We start from the raw sequence: 16,710 nt of genomic DNA, 5'->3' as shown, positions 1-16,710 counted from the left end.
GCTCCTTACAGGTCGGCGGGGGAGGACAGGGTGCCGCGCAGCGCGGTGGCCGCGGCGACCGCGGGGGACACCAGGTGGGTGCGGGACCGGGCGCCCTGGCGTCCCTCGAAGTTGCGGTTGGAGGTCGACGCGCAGCGCTCCTGCGGCGAGAGCTGGTCGGGGTTCATGCCCAGGCACATCGAGCACCCGGCCAGGCGCCACTCGCCACCGGCCGCGGTGAACACCTCGTCCAGCCCCTCGGCCTCGGCCTGCAGCTTCACCGCGTGCGAGCCCGGGACCACAAGCATCCGGACCCCGTCAGCGATGTGCTTGCCGCGCAACAGCTCGGCCGCGGTGCGCAGGTCCTCGATCCGGCCGTTGGTGCAGGACCCGAGGAAGACGGCGTCGACCGCGATCTCCTTCATCGGGGTGCCGGCCTGCAGGTCCATGTACTCCAGCGCCCGGCGCCCGGCATCGGCCGCGGCCTCGTCGCCGAAGGTCTCCGGGTCCGGCACGGCCGAGCCCAGCGGGACGGACTGCCCGGGGTTGGTACCCCACGTGACGTAGGGCGACAGGTCGGCGGCGTCGATGACGACCTCGGCGTCGAAGGTGGCGTCCGGGTCGGTGCGCAGCTGGCGCCACTCCTCGAGGGCGGCGTCCCAGTCGGCGCCCTTCGGGGCGTGCGGGCGGTCCTTGAGGTAGGCGAAGGTGGTCTCGTCGGGGGCCACCATCCCGGCCCGGGCACCGGCCTCGATCGACATATTGCAGATCGTCATCCGGCCCTCCATGGACAGCGACTCGATGGCGCTGCCGCGGTACTCCAGGATGTAGCCCTGCCCACCACCGGTGCCGATCCGGTTGATCACGCCCAGGATGATGTCCTTGGCCGAGACGCCCGCCGGGAGCTCGCCCTCGACGGTGATCGCCATCGTCTTGAACGGTGCCAGCGGCAGGGTCTGCGTGGCGAGGACGTGCTCGACCTCGCTGGTACCGATACCCATCGCGATCGCGCCGAACGCGCCGTGGGTGGAGGTGTGGGAGTCGCCGCACACGATCGTCATGCCCGGCTGGGTCAGCCCGAGCTCGGGGCCGATGACGTGCACGATGCCCTGGCCCAGCTTGCCGCGCTCGTGGTGCACGATGCCGAACTCGTCACAGTTGCGCTTCAGCGCCTCCAGCTGGGTGCGGCTCACCAGGTCGACCACCGGGCCGAGGGTGGTCGGCACGTTGTGGTCCTCGGTGGCCACGGTGAGGTCCGGGCGGCGCACGCCGCGGCCCGCCAACCGCAGACCGTCGAACGCCTGCGGGCTGGTGACCTCGTGCACCAGGTGCAGGTCGATGTAGAGAAGGTCCGGTTCTCCCTCGGCTCGGCGCACGACGTGCGACTGCCAGACCTTTTCAGCCAGGGTCTTACCCATCGGGGCCACTCCTTCCGAGGTGGTTGACGTAGGACACACTGTATCCGCCAGAGTTGTATGCAAACGAAGGAGTCGTTATGGGTCATCACCGGTTGGCCGTCATCCCCGGGGACGGGATCGGGCCAGAGGTCACCGACGCGGCACTCGCCGTGCTGGACGCCGCCGAGCAACGGTTCGGCTTCAGCACCGAGCGCACCACGGTCTCCCTCGGGGCCGACCGGTACCTGGAGAGCGGGGAGCTCCTCCCGGACGAGGCGGTGGCCGAGCTGCGCAGCAACGACGCGATCCTGTTCGGTGCCATCGGCAGCCCCAAGGTGACCCCGGGGATCCTCGAGCACGGCGTGATCCTGGCCATGCGCGCCGCGATGACCCAGGCCGTCAACCTGCGCCCCGTGCGGCTCTACCCGGGGGTGCCCACCCCGATCGCGGGCCTCACGCCGCAGCGGTGCGACCTGGTCGTGGTCCGGGAGAACAGCGAGGGCGCGTATGTCGGCCGCGGCAGCACCGTGCACCGCGGCACCCCCGCCGCGGTGGCGGTGCAGGAGTCGGTGAACACCTGGTATGCCGCGCACCGCGCCGTGGACTTCTCCTTCCGGCTGGCCCAGCAGCGCCGCAAGAAGCTCACCCTGTGCCACAAGACGAACGTGCTGGTCGAGGCCGGCAGGCTGTGGCTGTCGGTGGTGGAAGAGCTGTCGGCGCAGTACCCGGACGTGGAGACCGACTACGTCCACGTGGACGCCATGTGCATGCACCTGCCGACCACGCCGGAGCGGTTCGACGTGGTCGTCACCGACAACCTGTTCGGCGACATCGTCACGGACCTGGGTGCCGTGCTCGCCGGTGGCCTCGGGGTCGCCGCCAGCGGCAACCTCAACCTGGACGGGTCCGGCACGAGCATGTTCGAGCCGATCCACGGCTCGGCGCCGGACATCGCCGGGCGCGGGTGGGCGAACCCGGCGGGCGCGGTGCTCTCCCTGGCGCTGGCCCTGGGCACCCTCGGCGAGGGGGAGGCCGCCGCCGCGGTGGAGGCCGCCGCAGCGTCCGTGCTCTCCGAGCTCCCGGCCCTGGCCGGCGAGGCGATGGGCGCCACCACCGAGGTGGTCGGCCAACGGATCGTGGACCGGCTCGGCGAGGTGGACTCCGACCTCCTGGGCGGGGACAGCCTGATGGCCCAGCTGGCGGCCGTGGCGAACGCCTGACGGACCGCCGCGCTCACGCCGGCTGCGTGGCCGCCACCGGGACCTCCCGCCGGGAGTCCCGGTGGCCCGCGCAGGTCACCACCAGGCACAGGGTCGCCGACAGGGCCACGCCCACCCACGGGTCGATCCGCAGCAGCAGGGCGCCGGTCAGCGCCCCCAGCAGGATCAGGAGCACGGCCAGCGCCCGCCTGCCGCTGCGCGGGCCCTGACCGCCGGCGAGGCGGGAGTCGGCGGCAAGGCCGGTGATCGTGGAGGTCACCACCACCGTGCTGACGTCCGTGACGCCCAGCCTCTTCGCCGTGGCCGCCTGGAGGCCCATCGTCAGGGCGAGGGTGGAGGTGGTGACGGTGCCGACGGGGCCGGAGTCGGCCGCGTCCAGGGTCGCCATGACCACCGCGAGCAGGGTCAGCGAGAGGGCGGCCAGCCCGAACGCCAGGGTGGTCCGCCGGGTCCAGCCCTGCTCGTGGGTCGACAGCCGCCCCCCGAGCAGGGCCCCCACCAGGAACAGCCCGAGCGCCAGCAGCGGGCGGAGGACCGGCAGCTCCTCGGCCCCGGCGAGGCCCATCCCGAGGATGACGACGTTGCCGGTCATGTTGCCGGTGAACACCCGGTCGAAGCCGAGGTAGCCGACGGCGTCGACCACCCCGGTGGAGAACGTGAGGATCAGCATCAGGACGAGGTGGAGGCGCTCGCGGCGCGGCGACGTGGTCACCCCACCTGCCTACCAAACGGCGGTCCCCGCCCGGCGCAGGGACCCGTGACCGGTCAGGACCAGTCGGGGGACCGCCCGCTGAGCGCGAGTGCCCGGTCCAGCGTGTCCGCCTCCGGGGTGAGGTCGTCCGGCAGCGGGACCGCCGGACCGTAGGCACCCTCCCGCGCGTCGCCGAGCGACTCCAGGTAGTCCAGGACGGCCCGGGCGGTCGCCTCGTCGGGCTCGTACGGCACCCCGATCGCCCGGGACAGGTCCCACCCGTGCAGCACCACCTCGGTGAGCGCGGCCAGGCCGACCTGTTCGGCGGGTTGGTCGACCCCGCCGATCCGGGTCTCCCCGTCCCAGACCCCCGGGGCGTGCCAGGCCAGGACGAGTTCCTGGACGTGTCGGGGCAGCCGGGTCGACCAGCCCTGTGCGAGCACGAATTCGCGCTCGGCCGGCGGGTTGTCGGTCCAGGGGCCGAACTCCCGGGCCGCGCTGTCGGCGAACGCCTTGGTCAACTCGTCCAGGTGGGCGATCAGGACACTGACCGGCCAGTCCCGGCACGGCGTCGGCAGGTCCAGGTGCTCGGAGTGCACGGCGCCGAGCGCGTTGAGCAGCGCGACGCCCGCCGGATCGAGGTCGGGATGCCGGTCGTTCATGGCCCGAGTCTGCCCAGGTGCACGCCGGACGGCAACCGGACTGCCAGACTGGCCCTCACCATGAATGCCACGCCGCCGACACCAGAGCCGCAGCAGACCGGAGAGCACCCGGTCGTCCTGCGGCACCCCGCCGAGGTCCGGATCGACCTCGACGCCATCGCCGCCAATGTGGGAGAGCTCCGCCGCCGGGCCGGCGCCGCCGACCTGATGGCCGTGGTCAAGGCCGACGCCTACGGCCACGGCCTGGTGCCGAGCGCCCGCGCCGCGCTCGCCGGCGGTGCCGGCTGGCTCGGCGTGGCCCAGCTGCAGGAGGCCCTGGCGCTGCGCGCCGCGGGGATCACCGCACCGGTGCTGTCCTGGTTGCACGCGCCGGGGATGGACTTCGCCCCGGCGCTCACCGCGGGCATCGACCTCGCGGCGTCCGCGCCGTGGACGCTGGATGCCGTGCTGGAGGCGGCCCGCGCTACCGGGGAGACCGCCCGGGTGCACCTGAAGGTGGACACCGGGTTGGGCCGCAACGGTGCCTTCCTCGCGGACGCCGGCGCACGGCATACCGACTGGCAGATCCTGGTCGACCACGCCCGGCGGCTGGAGGCCGAGGGCGCGGTCCGGGTGGTCGGGATCTTCACCCACTTCGCCTACGCCGACGCGCCCGGCCACCCGACGGTGCGGCACCAGCAGGAAGCCTTCGCCGATGCGGTGGCGATCGCCGAGCGGGCCGGCCTGACTCCCGAGGTGCGGCACATGTCCAACTCGGCCGCGACGCTGACCACCCCCGAGTCCGCGTGGGACCTGGTGCGTCCCGGCCTGTCCGTCTACGGCCTGTCGCCGGCCCCCGAGATCGGCACCCCCGAGCAGCTCGGCCTCGTCCCGGCGATGACCGCGGTGGCCCGCGCGGCGGTGGTCAAGCGGGTGCCCGGCGGGCAAGGGGTCTCCTACGGGCACACCTACACGACCCCGGGTCCGACCACGCTGGTGGACATCCCGCTCGGCTATGCCGACGGGGTGCCCCGGCACGCCTCGAACCGGGCGTCCGTGCTGGTGGAGGGGGAACGGCGGCGGATCGCCGGGCGGGTGTGCATGGACCAGTTCGTCGTGGACGTGGGGGACCTGCCGGTGCGGGCGGGGGACGAGGTGGTGCTGTTCGGCCCCGGCACGGCGGGCGAGCCGACGGCGCAGGATTGGGCAGAATCCGTCGGGACGATCAATTATGAGATCGTCACCCGGTTCGGGCCCCGGGTGCCCCGGGTGTATGTCGGAAGCGCGGCCGCGTCGGCGGCCGTCCAGAGCGGTGCGGAAGGGTGATCGAGACGGATCGCAACAAGCTGTTGGGGATCGGCGCCGGAGTCGCGGCGGCCGGCCTGGCCACGGTGGCGGGGGTGGCCATCGACCGCCTCTGGCGGGACCGGGAGCACGCGGTCGCGCTCGGCACCGACGAGGACTTCACCGTGGAGCCGACGAGCACGGCCGTGGTGGTCGCCGACGACGGCGTGCCGCTGCACGTGGAGATCGACGAGCCGGACGAACCGGTACCCGGCCGGCCGACCATCGTCCTCGGGCACGGCTACACGCTGGACCTGCGGTGCTGGGTCTACCAGCGGCGGATGCTGCACGAGGCCGGCTACCGGGTCGTGGTGTGGGACAAGCGCGGGCACGGGTCGTCCGGCACGGGCGAGCCGTCGCACAACACGGTGGAGCAGGTCGGGTCCGACCTGCACCGGCTGGTCGACGAGGTCGTCCCGGAGGGTGACCTGGTCCTCGTGGGGCACTCGATGGGTGGGATGGCGATCATGGCCCTCGCCGAGGCGGACCCCCAGCTGTTCCGCGAGCGGGTGGTCGGCGTGGCGCTCGTCTCGACCAGCGCCGGTGGGCTGGAGCGGGTCACCTGGGGCATGGGCAAGCTGCTCGGCGGGGTGGTGAACCGGCTCGGCCCGGTGGCGATGTCGACCATGGCCGGCCGGCAGGAGGTCGTCGACTCGGTGATGCGCGGCGGGCGGCAGCTCCAGGAGTTCCTGGTCGACCGGGGCTCGTTCGCCTCGCCGGTGCCGTTGTCTGTGGTGCGGCTCACCGCCGACATGATCTTCGGCACCACCATGGAGGTGATGGCCTCCTACACCCCCGCCCTGAACCGGCACGACAAGCGGGCGGCGCTGGCCAACCTGGACGGGGTGGAGGTGCTGGTGCTCAACGGGGACAAGGACATCCTGACCTCGACCGAGCACAGCGACGAGATCGTGGAGCTGCTGCCGGGTGCCGACCACGTGGTGGTGGCCGACGCCGGGCACATCATCATGCTGGAGCACCCCCAGGTCGTCGGCGAGCAGATCCTGGCCCTGGCCCGGCGCGCCGAGCGGGCCGCCGTCACCCCGGCGCCGGCGGCCTCGCGGGCGACCCGTGGGTCCCGGCGCAGGGTCACCGACCTGGACAAGCAGCGCCGCGACCGGGCCACCCGCCCGACGAGGCGCCGGGCGCAGCCGCGGCGCACGGACGCGTGACCGGGCAGCAGCTGACCCGGCGGCTGGCCGACGCGGAGGAGACCCGCCGGTTCGGTGCCGCCCTCGGCAGGCTGCTGCGGGCCGGCGACCTGGTGCTCCTGGTCGGTGGGCTAGGCGCCGGCAAGACGACCCTGACCCAGGGCCTCGCCGAGGGGCTCGGGGTGCGGGGACCGATCATCTCGCCGACCTTCGTCATCTCCCGGGTGCACCCCTCGGAGGTCGGCGGCCCGGCCCTGGTGCACGTGGACGCCTACCGCCTGGACGGGGCGGCCGAGCTGGACGACCTGGACCTGGACGACTCCGTCGAGTCCTCGGTCACGGTCGTGGAGTGGGGGCAGGGCCTGGTCGAGCAGCTGACCGAGGCCCGGCTGGAGGTCGTGCTCCGGCACCCCGAGGAGGTGGCGGAGCCGCCGGTGGCGGGACGTGCCGTGCCGGACCCCGGCGCGCTGCCGGACTATCGGGTCGCCACCCTGCGGACCGTGGGGCAGCGCTGGTCGGAGAGCGAGGTCGTGCAGGCCCTGGCCGAGGTGACCTCGGCCGCCCCGTAGAGTCCGGGTCATGGAGGGACAGATCCTGACCGTGTGCACCGGCAACATCTGCCGCTCGCCGCTGCTCGAGCGCGTGCTGCAGGGGATGGTGGACGAGCGGTGGGGCGCCGGCACCGTGCCGGTGCGGAGCGCTGGGACGATGGCCATGGTCGGCCATCCGATGGACGAGCAGTCCGCGGAGCGCCTGGCCGGCTTCGGCGGCAGCGCCGACGGCTTCGTCTCCCGGCAACTCACCCGCGACCTGGTGGCCGCGGCCGATCTGGTGCTGACCGCGACCCGGGAGCACCGGGCCGCCGTCGTGAAGACCTATCCCAAGGCGTTGCGCTACACCTTCACCGTCGGCGACTTCGCCGACCTCGCCGAGCACCTGCCCGCGGAGGACCTGCCGGACACCGACGACAGTGCCCAGTGGGTCCGGGAGGTCACCGGGGCGCTGGCCGCGCAACGGGGGCTGCGTCCCCCGCGGGAGGCCGCCGCGGTCGACATCGTCGACCCCTACATGCGGTCCGCCGCCACCTACCAGCTGATGAGCGACCAGGTCGCCGCGTTGCTCCCGCACCTGTCGCGGGCGCTCACCGGGCGCTGACCGGGAGGCCGCCCGTCAGGGAGGCATCAGTCGACGGGCTCGCCCGGCTGCCGGACGTGGTCCGGCACCTCCTCGACCCCGTCGGCGTGCTCCTCGCGGACCCGCTGCAGGAAGTTGCGGGTCCGGTTGTGCTGCGGGTTGACCAGGACCTCCTTCGGTGGCCCTTCCTCGACGACGACCCCGCCGTCCATGAAGACCACGTGGTCGCTCACGTCCCGGGCGAAGGCCATCTCGTGGGTGACCACGACCATGGTCATGCCGCTCAGCGCCAGGTCGCGCATCACGGCCAGGACGTCCCCGACGAGTTCGGGGTCCAGCGCGGACGTCGGCTCGTCGAAGAGCATTAGCTTGGGGGACATCGCCAGCGCCCGGGCGATCGCCACGCGCTGCTGCTGGCCGCCGGAGAGCTGGTTGGGGTAGGCCCGCGGTTTGTCCTGCAGACCGACCCGCTCCAGGAGGGTCAGCGCCTCCTGTTCCACGGCCCGGCGCTTGCGCCCCTGGACCACGACGGGTGCCTCGCAGATGTTCTCCAGCACCGTCTTGTGCGGGAACAGGTTGAACCGCTGGAAGACCATGCCGATGTTGCGCCGCTGCGCGGCGATCTGCCGGTCGGTCAGGCGGTAGAGCTTGCCGCCGTCCTCCCGGTAGCCCATCAGGTCGCCGTCGACCCAGATCCGGCCGCCGTCGATGGTCTCCAACTGGTTGATGCAGCGCAGGAAGGTGGTCTTGCCCGAACCCGAGGGGCCCAGCAGGGTGACGACCTGGCCGGACTCCACGGACAGGTCGATCCCCTTGAGCACCTCGTTGTGGCCGAACGCCTTGGTGACGTTGACCGCGCGGACGAGTGGCTGCATACCCATCACACTCCCTCCGCCGTGTCGTTGGCCGCTACCGGCGCGGCGTCGCGGCGGGCGCCGTAGCCACGGTTGAAGTAGCGCTCCAGGTAGTACTGACCGACCATCAGGATGCTGCCGATGATCAGGTACCAGATGCAGGCGGCCACGAGCACCGGGAAGACCTCGTAGGTGCGCGACCCGATGGACCTGAGCTGGAAGAACAACTCGGTGCTGACCGGCACGCCGATCAGCAGGGAGGTGTCCTTGACCATCGAGATCAGCTCGTTGCCGGTCGGGGGCACGATCACCCGCATCGCCTGGGGGAGCACGATCCGCCGCATGGTGGTGCTGCCGTCCATGCCCAGCGCCTCGGCGGCCTCCGTCTGGCCGCTATCGACGGACAGGATCCCCGCCCGGGCGATCTCGGCCATGTAGGCGGCCTCGGACAGGCCCAGGCCGATCGCGCCGCCGGCGACCCCGACGAAGACCTGGTTGGCGTCCAGGGTCAGGAAGCGCCAGTCACCATCGATCCCGAACAGGCCGAGGATCTGCTGGTCGAACGGGATGCCGATGTCCAGGCCGCCGATGAACAGGATGCCCAGGCTGCCCATGATGGTGAGCAGCACCAGGCGGGGCACCCCGCGGAAGAACCAGACGAACGCGAACGCCACGCCGGAGAGCACCGGGTTGGGGGACAACCGCATCACGGCCAGCAGGACGCCCAGCGTCACGCCGATGAGCATGGCCAGGGCGGTGACCACCAGGGTGCCCATCAGCAGGCCGTTGATCACCGGCGGCTTGAACATCGACTCGAAGACGAACGGCCAGTTGAACTTCTCGTTGGTGATCAGCATGTTGACGAACATCGCCACCAGCACGCTGATGATCGCCACGCCGAGCCACCGCCCGGGGTGGCGGACCGGGACGGCGTCGATCCGCCCCGGTCGTTCCTCGGCCCCCGCCTCGGGGCCGGCAGGGGTCTGACTCATCTCAGGGGTTGACGGCGAAGTCGTCGATCGCGCCGTCCTCGACACCCCACTCGGCGAGGATCTCGCCGTAGGTGCCGTCCTCCTCCAGGGAGGTCAGGGCCGCGGCGAGGGCATCGGCGAGGTCGGTGTCCTCCAGCGGTGCCACATAGCCGTAGGGGGCGGCGTCGTAGACCTCACCGACCGCCTCGATCTGGCCGTTTGTCTGGGAGACCGCGTAGCCGATGATGGGGGAGTCGGCCAGCATCGCCTGTGCCTTGCCGGTCACCAGCGCGGAAGTCGCCTCGTCCTGGCCCTCGTAGGACTGGACGGTGAACGGGTTGTCGCCGCAGGCCTCCTGCCGGACCGGCAGGTCGTCCTCCTCCTGGACGGTGCCCGTCTGCACGGCGACGATCAGCCCGCACGCGTCGTCGGGGTCGACGCCGTCGGGGTTGCCGGTCGCCACCGCCCACTGGGTGCCCGCGTTGTAGTAGCTGATCATGTTGACCTGCGTCTTGCGGTCCTCGTTGATCGTGAAGCTGGAGACGCCCACGTCGTACTTGTCGCTGGAGACGCCCACGATGATCGTGTCGAAGGAGGAGTTCTCCCACTGCGTCTCCAGGCCGAGCTTGGCCGCGACGGCGTCGAACAGGTCGACGTCGAAGCCCACGATGGTGGAGCCGTCCTCGTCGAAGAACTCGTTGGGCGCGTAGGACGCGTCCGTGCCGACCCGGAGCACCCCGGCCTCGGCGATGTCCTCGGGCACCATGGCGGCCAGCTCCTCGTCGGCCTCGACCGTCGTGCCGCCACCCGCGCCCTCCTCACCGGCGCTGCTGTCGCCACCCCCGGCATCCCCGGGGTCGCCCTCGTCGGACCCGCACGAGGCGAGTACGAGCCCGAGGGCCGCCACTGCGATCAGGGAGCGGGTCGCGCTCTTGGTGGTTCGCCGGGTCATGGGGTCGTCCTTCCGTCGGGCGGTCTGTGGGGTCATCCTGCACCAAGTTTCCCGTGGACAACAGCACCCACGGTGTGTGTCCGCCGAGCGCCTCCATGTATCAGGACGGTCGGGGGCGACTCTTCCCCCGCGATGCACCGAAGGACCTTCCGGGACGATTTCGGCGGCAGGACTAGCCAAATGCCTGCCAAACATCTAGTCTGCTGATGGTCAAGAAACAGTAAAAAGCCCTCGGTGACCCGGAGGCGAGCCCGACTGAGTCGACACAACGCCAGGAATGAGATGTCTGCACATTTGCGAGCCGAGGCAGGGGAATCGCTGCTCGGAGCGATGGGCGGGGGAAGTGTAGCCGACGGACGCCACGCGCCACCGCTGTTCGTGATGCCCGACTTCGGCACCCGGGCCCAGGCCTCCGGTCGTCGGCCGGTGGGCCTGCGCCGGTACCTCACCCGCTACCTGTATGCCGTCCGCGCGCTCGATCTCGCGATGGTGCTTATCGCGATCGTCGCGGTCCAGTTCGTCGGACTGGGCGAGGTCAACCTGTTCCCGACCTCGGAGTCCTCACCGGACCAGCTGCGCACGATCATCCTCGGTCTGGGCCTGGCCGTGGGCTGGATGCTCCTGCTGCAGTGGCACAACACCTACGACGCCCGGGTGATCGGGCACGGCATCCAGGAGTACCGCAACGTGGTCACGGCCAGCATCTGGCTGCTCGCCGCGTTCTCCGTCGCCGCCTTCGCCTACCAGGTCAACGGTGCGCACCGCTACGTGCTGTACGCCTTCCCGCTGGCCACCCTGCTGCTGCTGGCCGGCCGCTGGACGGCGCGCAAGTGGCTGGTGACCCAGCGCGCGGCCGGCCGGATGTCGGACCGGGTGCTCCTGGTCGGTGACTACGATCACGTCCAGGGCCTGTCCACCGCGCTGGCGCGCACCCCGGGCGCTGGCTACAAGGTGCTCGGCGTCTGCACCGACGACCCGGCGGTCAAGTTCGACGAGAAGACGCAGGTGCTCGGCCGGGAGGCCGACGTGTTGGTCCAGGCGCTCGCGCACCGGGTCGACGTCATCGCCGTTTCCAGCTCGGCCGGTCTGGGCACCAAGGGGCTGCGCCGGCTCGGGTGGGCGTTGGAGGGCACCACCATCGAGCTCGTGGTCGCTCCCGGCATCATGGACGTCGCGGGCCCGCGCGTGGTCACCCGCCCGATCGACGGGCTGCCGCTGATCCACGTCGAGGCGCCGCGCTTCACCGGTCCCCGCGCCATCGTCAAGTCGGTCCTGGACCGGGTCGGTGCCGCATTCGGGCTGCTGCTGCTGGCCCCGGTGTTCCTCGTCGTCGCGCTGCTGGTGCGGATGGACGACCCGGGGCCCGTGTTCTTCCGGCAGGAGCGGGTGGGCCGCAACGGCACCCCGTTCCAGATGATCAAGTTCCGCAGCATGGCCGTGGACGCCGAGGCGCGGTTGGCCGAGCTGCAGGCCCAGAACGAGGGCGCCGGACCGCTGTTCAAGATCCGGGAGGACCCGCGGGTCACCCGGGTCGGCAAGTACCTGCGCAAGTACAGCGTGGACGAGCTGCCCCAGCTGGTGAACGTCCTGCTCGGGCAGATGAGCCTGGTCGGCCCCCGGCCGCCGCTGCCCAAGGAGGTCGAGCTGTACGAGCAGGACACCCGTCGCCGACTGCTGGTGAACCCGGGCATGACCGGCCTCTGGCAGATCAGTGGCCGCACCGAACTGGCCTGGGAAGAGGCTGTCCGTCTCGACCTGTACTACGTGGAGAACTGGACGCCGCTGCTCGACCTGATGATCATCTGGCGCACCTTCCGGGTGGTCCTGGACAGCCGGAAGAGCGGCGCGTACTGAGCGCCCCTGCCCGGCCGCGAGCCATCGGCCCGACCACTACGGTCGGCTCGGTGGCTCGCCGCAGTTGCGGGCCGATTAGGGTTCGCGTGTGAGCGAGCAGCAGGCACCGCGGCGGATCGGCTACCTGGGTCCGGCGGGGACCTTCACCCAGCAGGCGCTGCGCCGGTTGTATCCCGACGCCGAGGAAACCTGGGCCGCCCCGGGTGTCGAGGCGGCCCTCGACGGGTTGCGGTCGGGGGAGGTGGACCGGGCCGTGGTGCCGTTCGAGAACTCCATCGAGGGTGGGGTGTCCTCCACCCTGGACCAGTTGATCCACGGCCTGCCGCTGGTGATCACCCGGGAGACGCACATCGCCGTCGAGTTCGCCCTCGTGGTCCGGGAGGGGACCACCCGCGAGGATATCCGGCGGGTCTCCACCCACCCGGTCGCCATGGCGCAGACCCGCGAGTGGGTCGCCCGGAACCTCCCGGGCGTCGAACTGATCCCCGAGTCCTCGACCGCCCGCGCCGCGGCCCTGGTCGGCGCGGAGGTCTACGACGCCGCGATCTCGGCGGCGCTGGCCGCCGAGGTGCACGGGCTGGTGGTCCTCGAGGACGGGATCGCCGACCACCGCGGCGCGGTGACCCGGTTCGTCGAGCTGGCCCGCGGGGACGTGCCGCCGCCACCGCCCACCGGGGCCGACACCACCACCATGGTGGCCTTCATCCGCGACAACCGGCCGGGTGCGCTGCTGGAGCTGCTCGAGCAGTTCGCGGTCCGCGACATCGACCTCTTCCGGCTGGAGTCGCGCCCGACGGGGCAGGGGATCGGCAAGTACTGCTTCACCATCGAGGCGGTGGGACACATCGCCGAACCCCGGCTGGCCGAGGCGCTGGTGGGCCTGAAACGGACCTGCGCCCAGGTGCGCTTCCTCGGCTCCTACCCGCGGGCCGACGGGGTCGTCCAGCCGGTCGCCGACGAGGCGGGCCCCACGGCATACCGGGAGGCCCAGGACTGGGTCACCCGGCTGCAGGGCCGCGCCTGAGCGTCCGCCGCGGCGCTCAGGCGGCCAGCTGCAGCCAGCGCAGCCAGCCGGCGTGCAGCACCAGCCAGGCGATCAGCCCGTACCCGGCCTGCCCGGGGTGGACCGTGTCGCCGGCCGCGAGGTCGGACTGCCACTGGTCGTGCTCGCGCAGCGGGGCGAAGCAGTCCACGAAGGGGACGCCGCGGCGGGCGCAGACGTCGGCCTGCGCGTCGGACAACTGGGCCAGCTTGGCGTTGACCTGGGCATCCAGCTGGGGGGTCGGGCCCACCACGAAGGTGGAGATCCCCGTCGTCGTGGCCTCGTCGAGGATGTTGGCCAGGTTGAGCCGGGACCGGGCCGTGGTGATCTCCTGGGCCACGTCCTCGGACCCGACGCCCACGACGAGCCGCCGCTCCCCACGGTCCTTCCAGCGCGGCGGGCACTCGGTGCGCCACCGGTGCATCACGTCGGCGCTCGAGTCGCCCCGCACGCCCAGGTTGTAGGCGCTGAGGTCGGCCTCCTGCAGCGGGGTCCGGCCGACCACCCGGCTCACCCAGCCCAGGGCCTTGGGGTCGCCGTAGCCGGCGACGAAGCCGTCGCCGGCGAAGCACAGGCCGATGTCGCGTGGGCCGTCGCCGACCTGGAAGTTGGCGCTGGGGGTGAACTCGACGGGGGCGCCGTCAGTGCCGGACGTCACGAATGCTCTCTCCTGTTCATCGGGTGCGGTTCACTCGTCGAGGTCGTCGTCGAGGTCGTCGTCGAGCCGGGCGAGCCAGGTGGCCAGCCGGTCGACCGGGGTCTCGAACTCGGGATGGAGGTCCACGAAGGTGCGCAACTGGGCGGCCAGCCAGTCCAGGCTGACCTCCTCCTCGCCCCGTCGTGAGGCGAGCTCCTCGATGCCCCGGTCGGTGAAGTACACAGGGGCAGACTATCCGGCCGGGAGGGCGAGATCCCGGTGCCATGACTGGGTGGTGTAGACGGTCTCCCAGCCGAGGGAGCGGTAGAGCCCGTCCGCGCCGGTGGGGGAGTCCGCGTCGACCTCGAGCCCGACCCGGTTGCGGCCCCGCTCCGCGGCGTCCGCGATCACCGCGTAGAGCAGCGACTTGGCCACGCCCCGGCCCCGGGCCCGCGAGTGCACCCCGATGTACTCGACGTAGGACCCGTCCGGCTGCTCCTGGCCGTCCCGGGTGGTGCGGCCGGTCACCGCGACCGCCACGAGGGCCCCCGCCGGCTGACCGTCGACCTCGGCGAGCCACCAGTGGTCCCACCGGTGCCCCGGGTCGGCGCGCAGCCGGTGCAGGAACTCCTCGAAGGTCTCCCGGTAGGAGTTGAAGTGGTCGGCGAACGAGGCCTCCAACACCATGTGCACGTCGCGCAGGTCCTGCTCGTCCGGCAACCGGCCGCCGCCGTCGCGGGCGACGAGACGCACGGTGACTCCCTCCCGGGGCTCCGGGAGGGAGGTCGCCTCCTCAGGCGCCACCGGCCGGGTCATCTGCCACCAGTCGCGGACGTGCCGGAAGCCGGCCGCGGTCAGCCACCGGGGCTGCCGGTCGTCGTCGGCGAACGCGCCGGAGTCCATCTGGGTCCGCTCCAGACCGCGGTCCACCCCGATCACCGTCGCCAGCTCCTCGGCGCGCTCGAAGCACCATGCCGCGACCGGGTCCGCCAGGTCGTCGGGCAGGTTCGGGTCCACGGTCACGCCGACCAGGACGCGGCCGCGGGCCCGGTCGTGGCAGCTCACCCAGCCCCGGGCGACGCCCTCGGGGTCGCGCACCATGAGGTGGTTGCGGGTGTCCGCGCCCCGCCCGGCGACCTCCGCCTCCACCATCTCGCTGTCCGCGCCAGGCCAGCCGCGGGCTTCCTTCTCGTGTCTGCGGAGCAACGCCACGAGGTCGTCGATGTCGGCGTCGGTCGGCTCGTATGCCGACCAGTCCGGCAGTGGTGGGGTGAGGTGGTCGGCGCGTTCGGCGAGACTCATGCCGGCTATTTTTGCATCCGCATCGGGTGGGTGGCCCCCACGAGCGGTGACGGGGCGCTCAGGCGAAGGGTGGCGGGTCCGGCAGCGGTATGTCGTGGGTCAGCCGTTCCGCACGCCCGCGGACCAGCCACAGCAGCAGGTCCGCGGGACTGCCGGTGACCACCGGGCCGGTGCCCGCCCCCACGGGCAGCTCCTGGCCGTCGGGGGTCCGCAACCGCAGGTCGAGTCCGCCGGCGCCCGCCGTCCGGGCGGCGCGACGCAGGGTGCGCTGCACGAAGCCCGGGTCGCTGTCGGCGAAGGTGTAGCCGGCGAGCAGGTCGACGTGGTGGACGACCACCTCGAGCAGCCGCATGGTGGGCACCTGGTCCCCGCGGACCGGGGTGCCGGTGCGGGTAAGCACCTCCGCCTGACCGGCGGGGCCGCGCAGGTCGACCGCGTGCGTGGCGAACCGCTGCGCGCTGTCGGTCAGGTCTGCGAGCAACTCGGACGGTCCGCGTCCGGCGCCCTCCTCGATGGCCGCGGCCCGTTGCTCCTCGGAGCCGTAGGCGTCCCGGCGCTCGCCGGTCCGGGCCCAGTGCAAGAGGTTGTCCAGGGCGTCGGCGTTGCGGGCGACGTGGGTGATGACGTGGGCCCTCGACCAGCCGGGGCACAGCGTCGGTGCGGCCAGGTCCTCCGGGCGCAGCGCGGCGACGGTGTCCACCAGGGCACGGGTCTCGCCGGCCAGCAGCTCCAGGTTCGCGTCCAGGTGGGAGCCGGCCACGGTCAGTCCTCCTCGGGGTGCGGGCCGGGGTCGTGCTCCCGGTTCAGCGCGACGTCGGATACCAGGGCGATGTGGTCCTCCATCGCCACGCGGGCGCCGTCGGCGTCCCCGGCGCGGATCGCCTCGGTGATCCGGCGGTGGGCGGCCAGCGACTCCCGGGGGCGTCCCGGCTGGGCCAGTGACTCTAGGCGGGTCTCCCGGATCAGCTCGGAGATCTCGGCCATCAGCCGGGCCAGCAGCGGGGAGTGCCCGGCGGCGGTGATGGCCGCGTGGAAGGCCTTGTCCCCGTCCACCCCGCGGGCACCGGCGTCGATGTCCGCCTCCATCTTGTCCAGGGCGGCGTCGATCGCCGCGAGGTCCGCGTCCGTGCGCCGAACGGCCGCCAGCCGGGCCAGCGTGCCCTCCATCGCCGCGCGGGCGTCGATGACCTCCGGGAGCCTCGCCTGGTGGCTGCGCAGCGCGGTGAGCACCTGGTGCTCGCTGCGCCGGTCCAGCAGCATGGCGCCGTCGCCGTGCCGCACCGACACGACACCGAGGACCTCCAGGGCCACCAGAGCCTGGGAGATCGAGGCGCGGCTGACCCCGAGCGTGGCCGCCAGGTCGCGCTCCGGGGGGAGCCGGTCCCCGGGAGCCAGGCCCCGGGTCTCGACGTGGCGCAACAACTGCTGGACGATCTGCTCGTAGAGCCGCTGGCGCGGCATCCGGGACAGGGCAGAGTCCGGCTCCTCCGTCGGTGAGGCCATCATGGGCACAGGATATTGACTTCCAGGCGGATTGTCCT

At 72.3% G+C, this 16,710-nt stretch carries 18 protein-coding genes; 7 read left to right on the top strand and 11 right to left on the bottom strand.

Annotated elements, in window-relative coordinates; genetic code table 11:
* Positions 1-5: 5 nt before the first annotated feature.
* On the bottom strand, positions 6-1,397 hold the full coding sequence (gene leuC, locus FB467_RS15790; protein WP_141785951.1) for a 3-isopropylmalate dehydratase large subunit: 1,392 nt from the start codon (positions 1,395-1,397) through the stop codon (positions 6-8).
* 77 nt (positions 1,398-1,474) lie between these two features.
* Here leuC and FB467_RS15785 point away from each other — a divergent pair, with 77 nt between their 5' ends.
* Positions 1,475-2,596: a 3-isopropylmalate dehydrogenase gene (locus FB467_RS15785; protein ID WP_141785950.1), complete on the top strand. Its 1,122-nt coding sequence runs from the start codon at positions 1,475-1,477 to the stop codon at positions 2,594-2,596.
* A gap of 13 nt (positions 2,597-2,609) precedes the next feature.
* Here FB467_RS15785 and FB467_RS15780 read toward each other — a convergent pair whose 3' ends face one another.
* Both FB467_RS15780 and FB467_RS15775 read right to left on the bottom strand, forming a co-directional pair.
* Entirely contained in the window at positions 2,610-3,308 is a 699-nt protein-coding gene (locus FB467_RS15780; protein ID WP_228393465.1) for a YoaK family protein, read from the bottom strand.
* Positions 3,309-3,361: 53 nt separating this feature from the next.
* A complete protein-coding gene (locus FB467_RS15775; protein WP_141785949.1) occupies positions 3,362-3,949 on the bottom strand; it encodes a TIGR03086 family metal-binding protein in 588 nt (195 codons plus the stop codon).
* A gap of 60 nt (positions 3,950-4,009) precedes the next feature.
* Here FB467_RS15775 and alr point away from each other — a divergent pair, with 60 nt between their 5' ends.
* From alr to FB467_RS15755, 4 genes are read left to right on the top strand one after another with little or no spacing between them, the layout of a single operon-like run.
* Positions 4,010-5,254 carry an alanine racemase gene (alr, locus tag FB467_RS15770; RefSeq protein WP_141785948.1) on the top strand — a complete coding sequence of 415 codons (1,245 nt, stop codon included), beginning with the start codon at positions 4,010-4,012 and terminating at the stop codon, positions 5,252-5,254.
* Positions 5,251-6,444: an alpha/beta fold hydrolase gene (locus tag FB467_RS15765; RefSeq protein ID WP_141785947.1), complete on the top strand. Its 1,194-nt coding sequence runs from the start codon at positions 5,251-5,253 to the stop codon at positions 6,442-6,444. The genes alr and FB467_RS15765 overlap by 4 nt, the downstream gene beginning before the upstream one ends.
* Positions 6,441-6,992 (top strand): tRNA (adenosine(37)-N6)-threonylcarbamoyltransferase complex ATPase subunit type 1 TsaE, encoded by a 552-nt coding sequence (tsaE, locus tag FB467_RS15760; RefSeq protein ID WP_141785946.1) that lies wholly within the window; start codon positions 6,441-6,443, stop codon positions 6,990-6,992. Before FB467_RS15765 ends, tsaE begins: the two co-directional genes overlap by 4 nt.
* 10 nt (positions 6,993-7,002) lie before the next feature.
* Positions 7,003-7,578: an arsenate reductase/protein-tyrosine-phosphatase family protein gene (locus FB467_RS15755; protein WP_141785945.1), complete on the top strand. Its 576-nt coding sequence runs from the start codon at positions 7,003-7,005 to the stop codon at positions 7,576-7,578.
* Positions 7,579-7,604: 26 nt separating this feature from the next.
* Here the strand turns inward: FB467_RS15755 and FB467_RS15750 are convergent, their stop codons facing one another.
* Genes FB467_RS15750 through FB467_RS15740 form a run of 3 tightly spaced genes read right to left on the bottom strand, consistent with a single transcriptional unit; the run spans position 7,605 to position 10,334 of the window.
* The gene (locus FB467_RS15750; protein ID WP_141785944.1) at positions 7,605-8,438 is read right to left on the bottom strand and encodes an amino acid ABC transporter ATP-binding protein; all 834 of its coding nucleotides are present in this window, start codon (positions 8,436-8,438) and stop codon (positions 7,605-7,607) included.
* Entirely contained in the window at positions 8,438-9,403 is a 966-nt protein-coding gene (locus FB467_RS15745) for an amino acid ABC transporter permease (protein WP_141785943.1), read from the bottom strand. Before FB467_RS15745 ends, FB467_RS15750 begins: the two co-directional genes overlap by 1 nt.
* Position 9,404: 1 nt before the next feature.
* Positions 9,405-10,334 carry an ABC transporter substrate-binding protein gene (locus FB467_RS15740; protein WP_141785942.1) on the bottom strand — a complete coding sequence of 310 codons (930 nt, stop codon included), beginning with the start codon at positions 10,332-10,334 and terminating at the stop codon, positions 9,405-9,407.
* Between the two features lie 381 nt (positions 10,335-10,715).
* Here FB467_RS15740 and FB467_RS15735 point away from each other — a divergent pair, with 381 nt between their 5' ends.
* The gene (locus FB467_RS15735) at positions 10,716-12,188 is read left to right on the top strand and encodes a sugar transferase (RefSeq protein ID WP_170230787.1); all 1,473 of its coding nucleotides are present in this window, start codon (positions 10,716-10,718) and stop codon (positions 12,186-12,188) included.
* Between the two features lie 88 nt (positions 12,189-12,276).
* Positions 12,277-13,212 (top strand): prephenate dehydratase, encoded by a 936-nt coding sequence (gene pheA, locus FB467_RS15730; protein ID WP_211350625.1) that lies wholly within the window; start codon positions 12,277-12,279, stop codon positions 13,210-13,212.
* 16 nt (positions 13,213-13,228) lie between these two features.
* Here the strand turns inward: pheA and FB467_RS15725 are convergent, their stop codons facing one another.
* From FB467_RS15725 to FB467_RS18585, 5 genes are read right to left on the bottom strand one after another with little or no spacing between them, the layout of a single operon-like run.
* On the bottom strand, positions 13,229-13,888 hold the full coding sequence (locus FB467_RS15725; RefSeq protein WP_141785940.1) for a GDSL-type esterase/lipase family protein: 660 nt from the start codon (positions 13,886-13,888) through the stop codon (positions 13,229-13,231).
* 30 nt (positions 13,889-13,918) lie between these two features.
* Complete coding sequence (locus FB467_RS15720) at positions 13,919-14,110, bottom strand: DUF6104 family protein (protein ID WP_141785939.1); 192 nt, start codon at positions 14,108-14,110, stop codon at positions 13,919-13,921.
* Between the two features lie 9 nt (positions 14,111-14,119).
* Positions 14,120-15,169, bottom strand: coding sequence for a GNAT family N-acetyltransferase (locus tag FB467_RS15715; RefSeq protein WP_141785938.1), 1,050 nt, complete (start codon positions 15,167-15,169; stop codon positions 14,120-14,122).
* Positions 15,170-15,227: 58 nt separating this feature from the next.
* The gene (locus FB467_RS18590; RefSeq protein ID WP_170230785.1) at positions 15,228-15,929 is read right to left on the bottom strand and encodes a maleylpyruvate isomerase family mycothiol-dependent enzyme; all 702 of its coding nucleotides are present in this window, start codon (positions 15,927-15,929) and stop codon (positions 15,228-15,230) included.
* 2 nt (positions 15,930-15,931) lie between these two features.
* A complete protein-coding gene (locus tag FB467_RS18585; protein ID WP_170230783.1) occupies positions 15,932-16,672 on the bottom strand; it encodes a FadR/GntR family transcriptional regulator in 741 nt (246 codons plus the stop codon).
* Between the last annotated feature and the right edge of the window lie 38 nt (positions 16,673-16,710).

It is taken from the genome of Ornithinicoccus hortensis, from assembly GCF_006716185.1.
Classification (GTDB): Bacteria; Actinomycetota; Actinomycetes; order Actinomycetales; family Dermatophilaceae; genus Ornithinicoccus; species Ornithinicoccus hortensis.
Note: the sequence above shows the minus strand (reverse complement) of the source record. Positions and strands in the feature narration are given on the sequence as shown.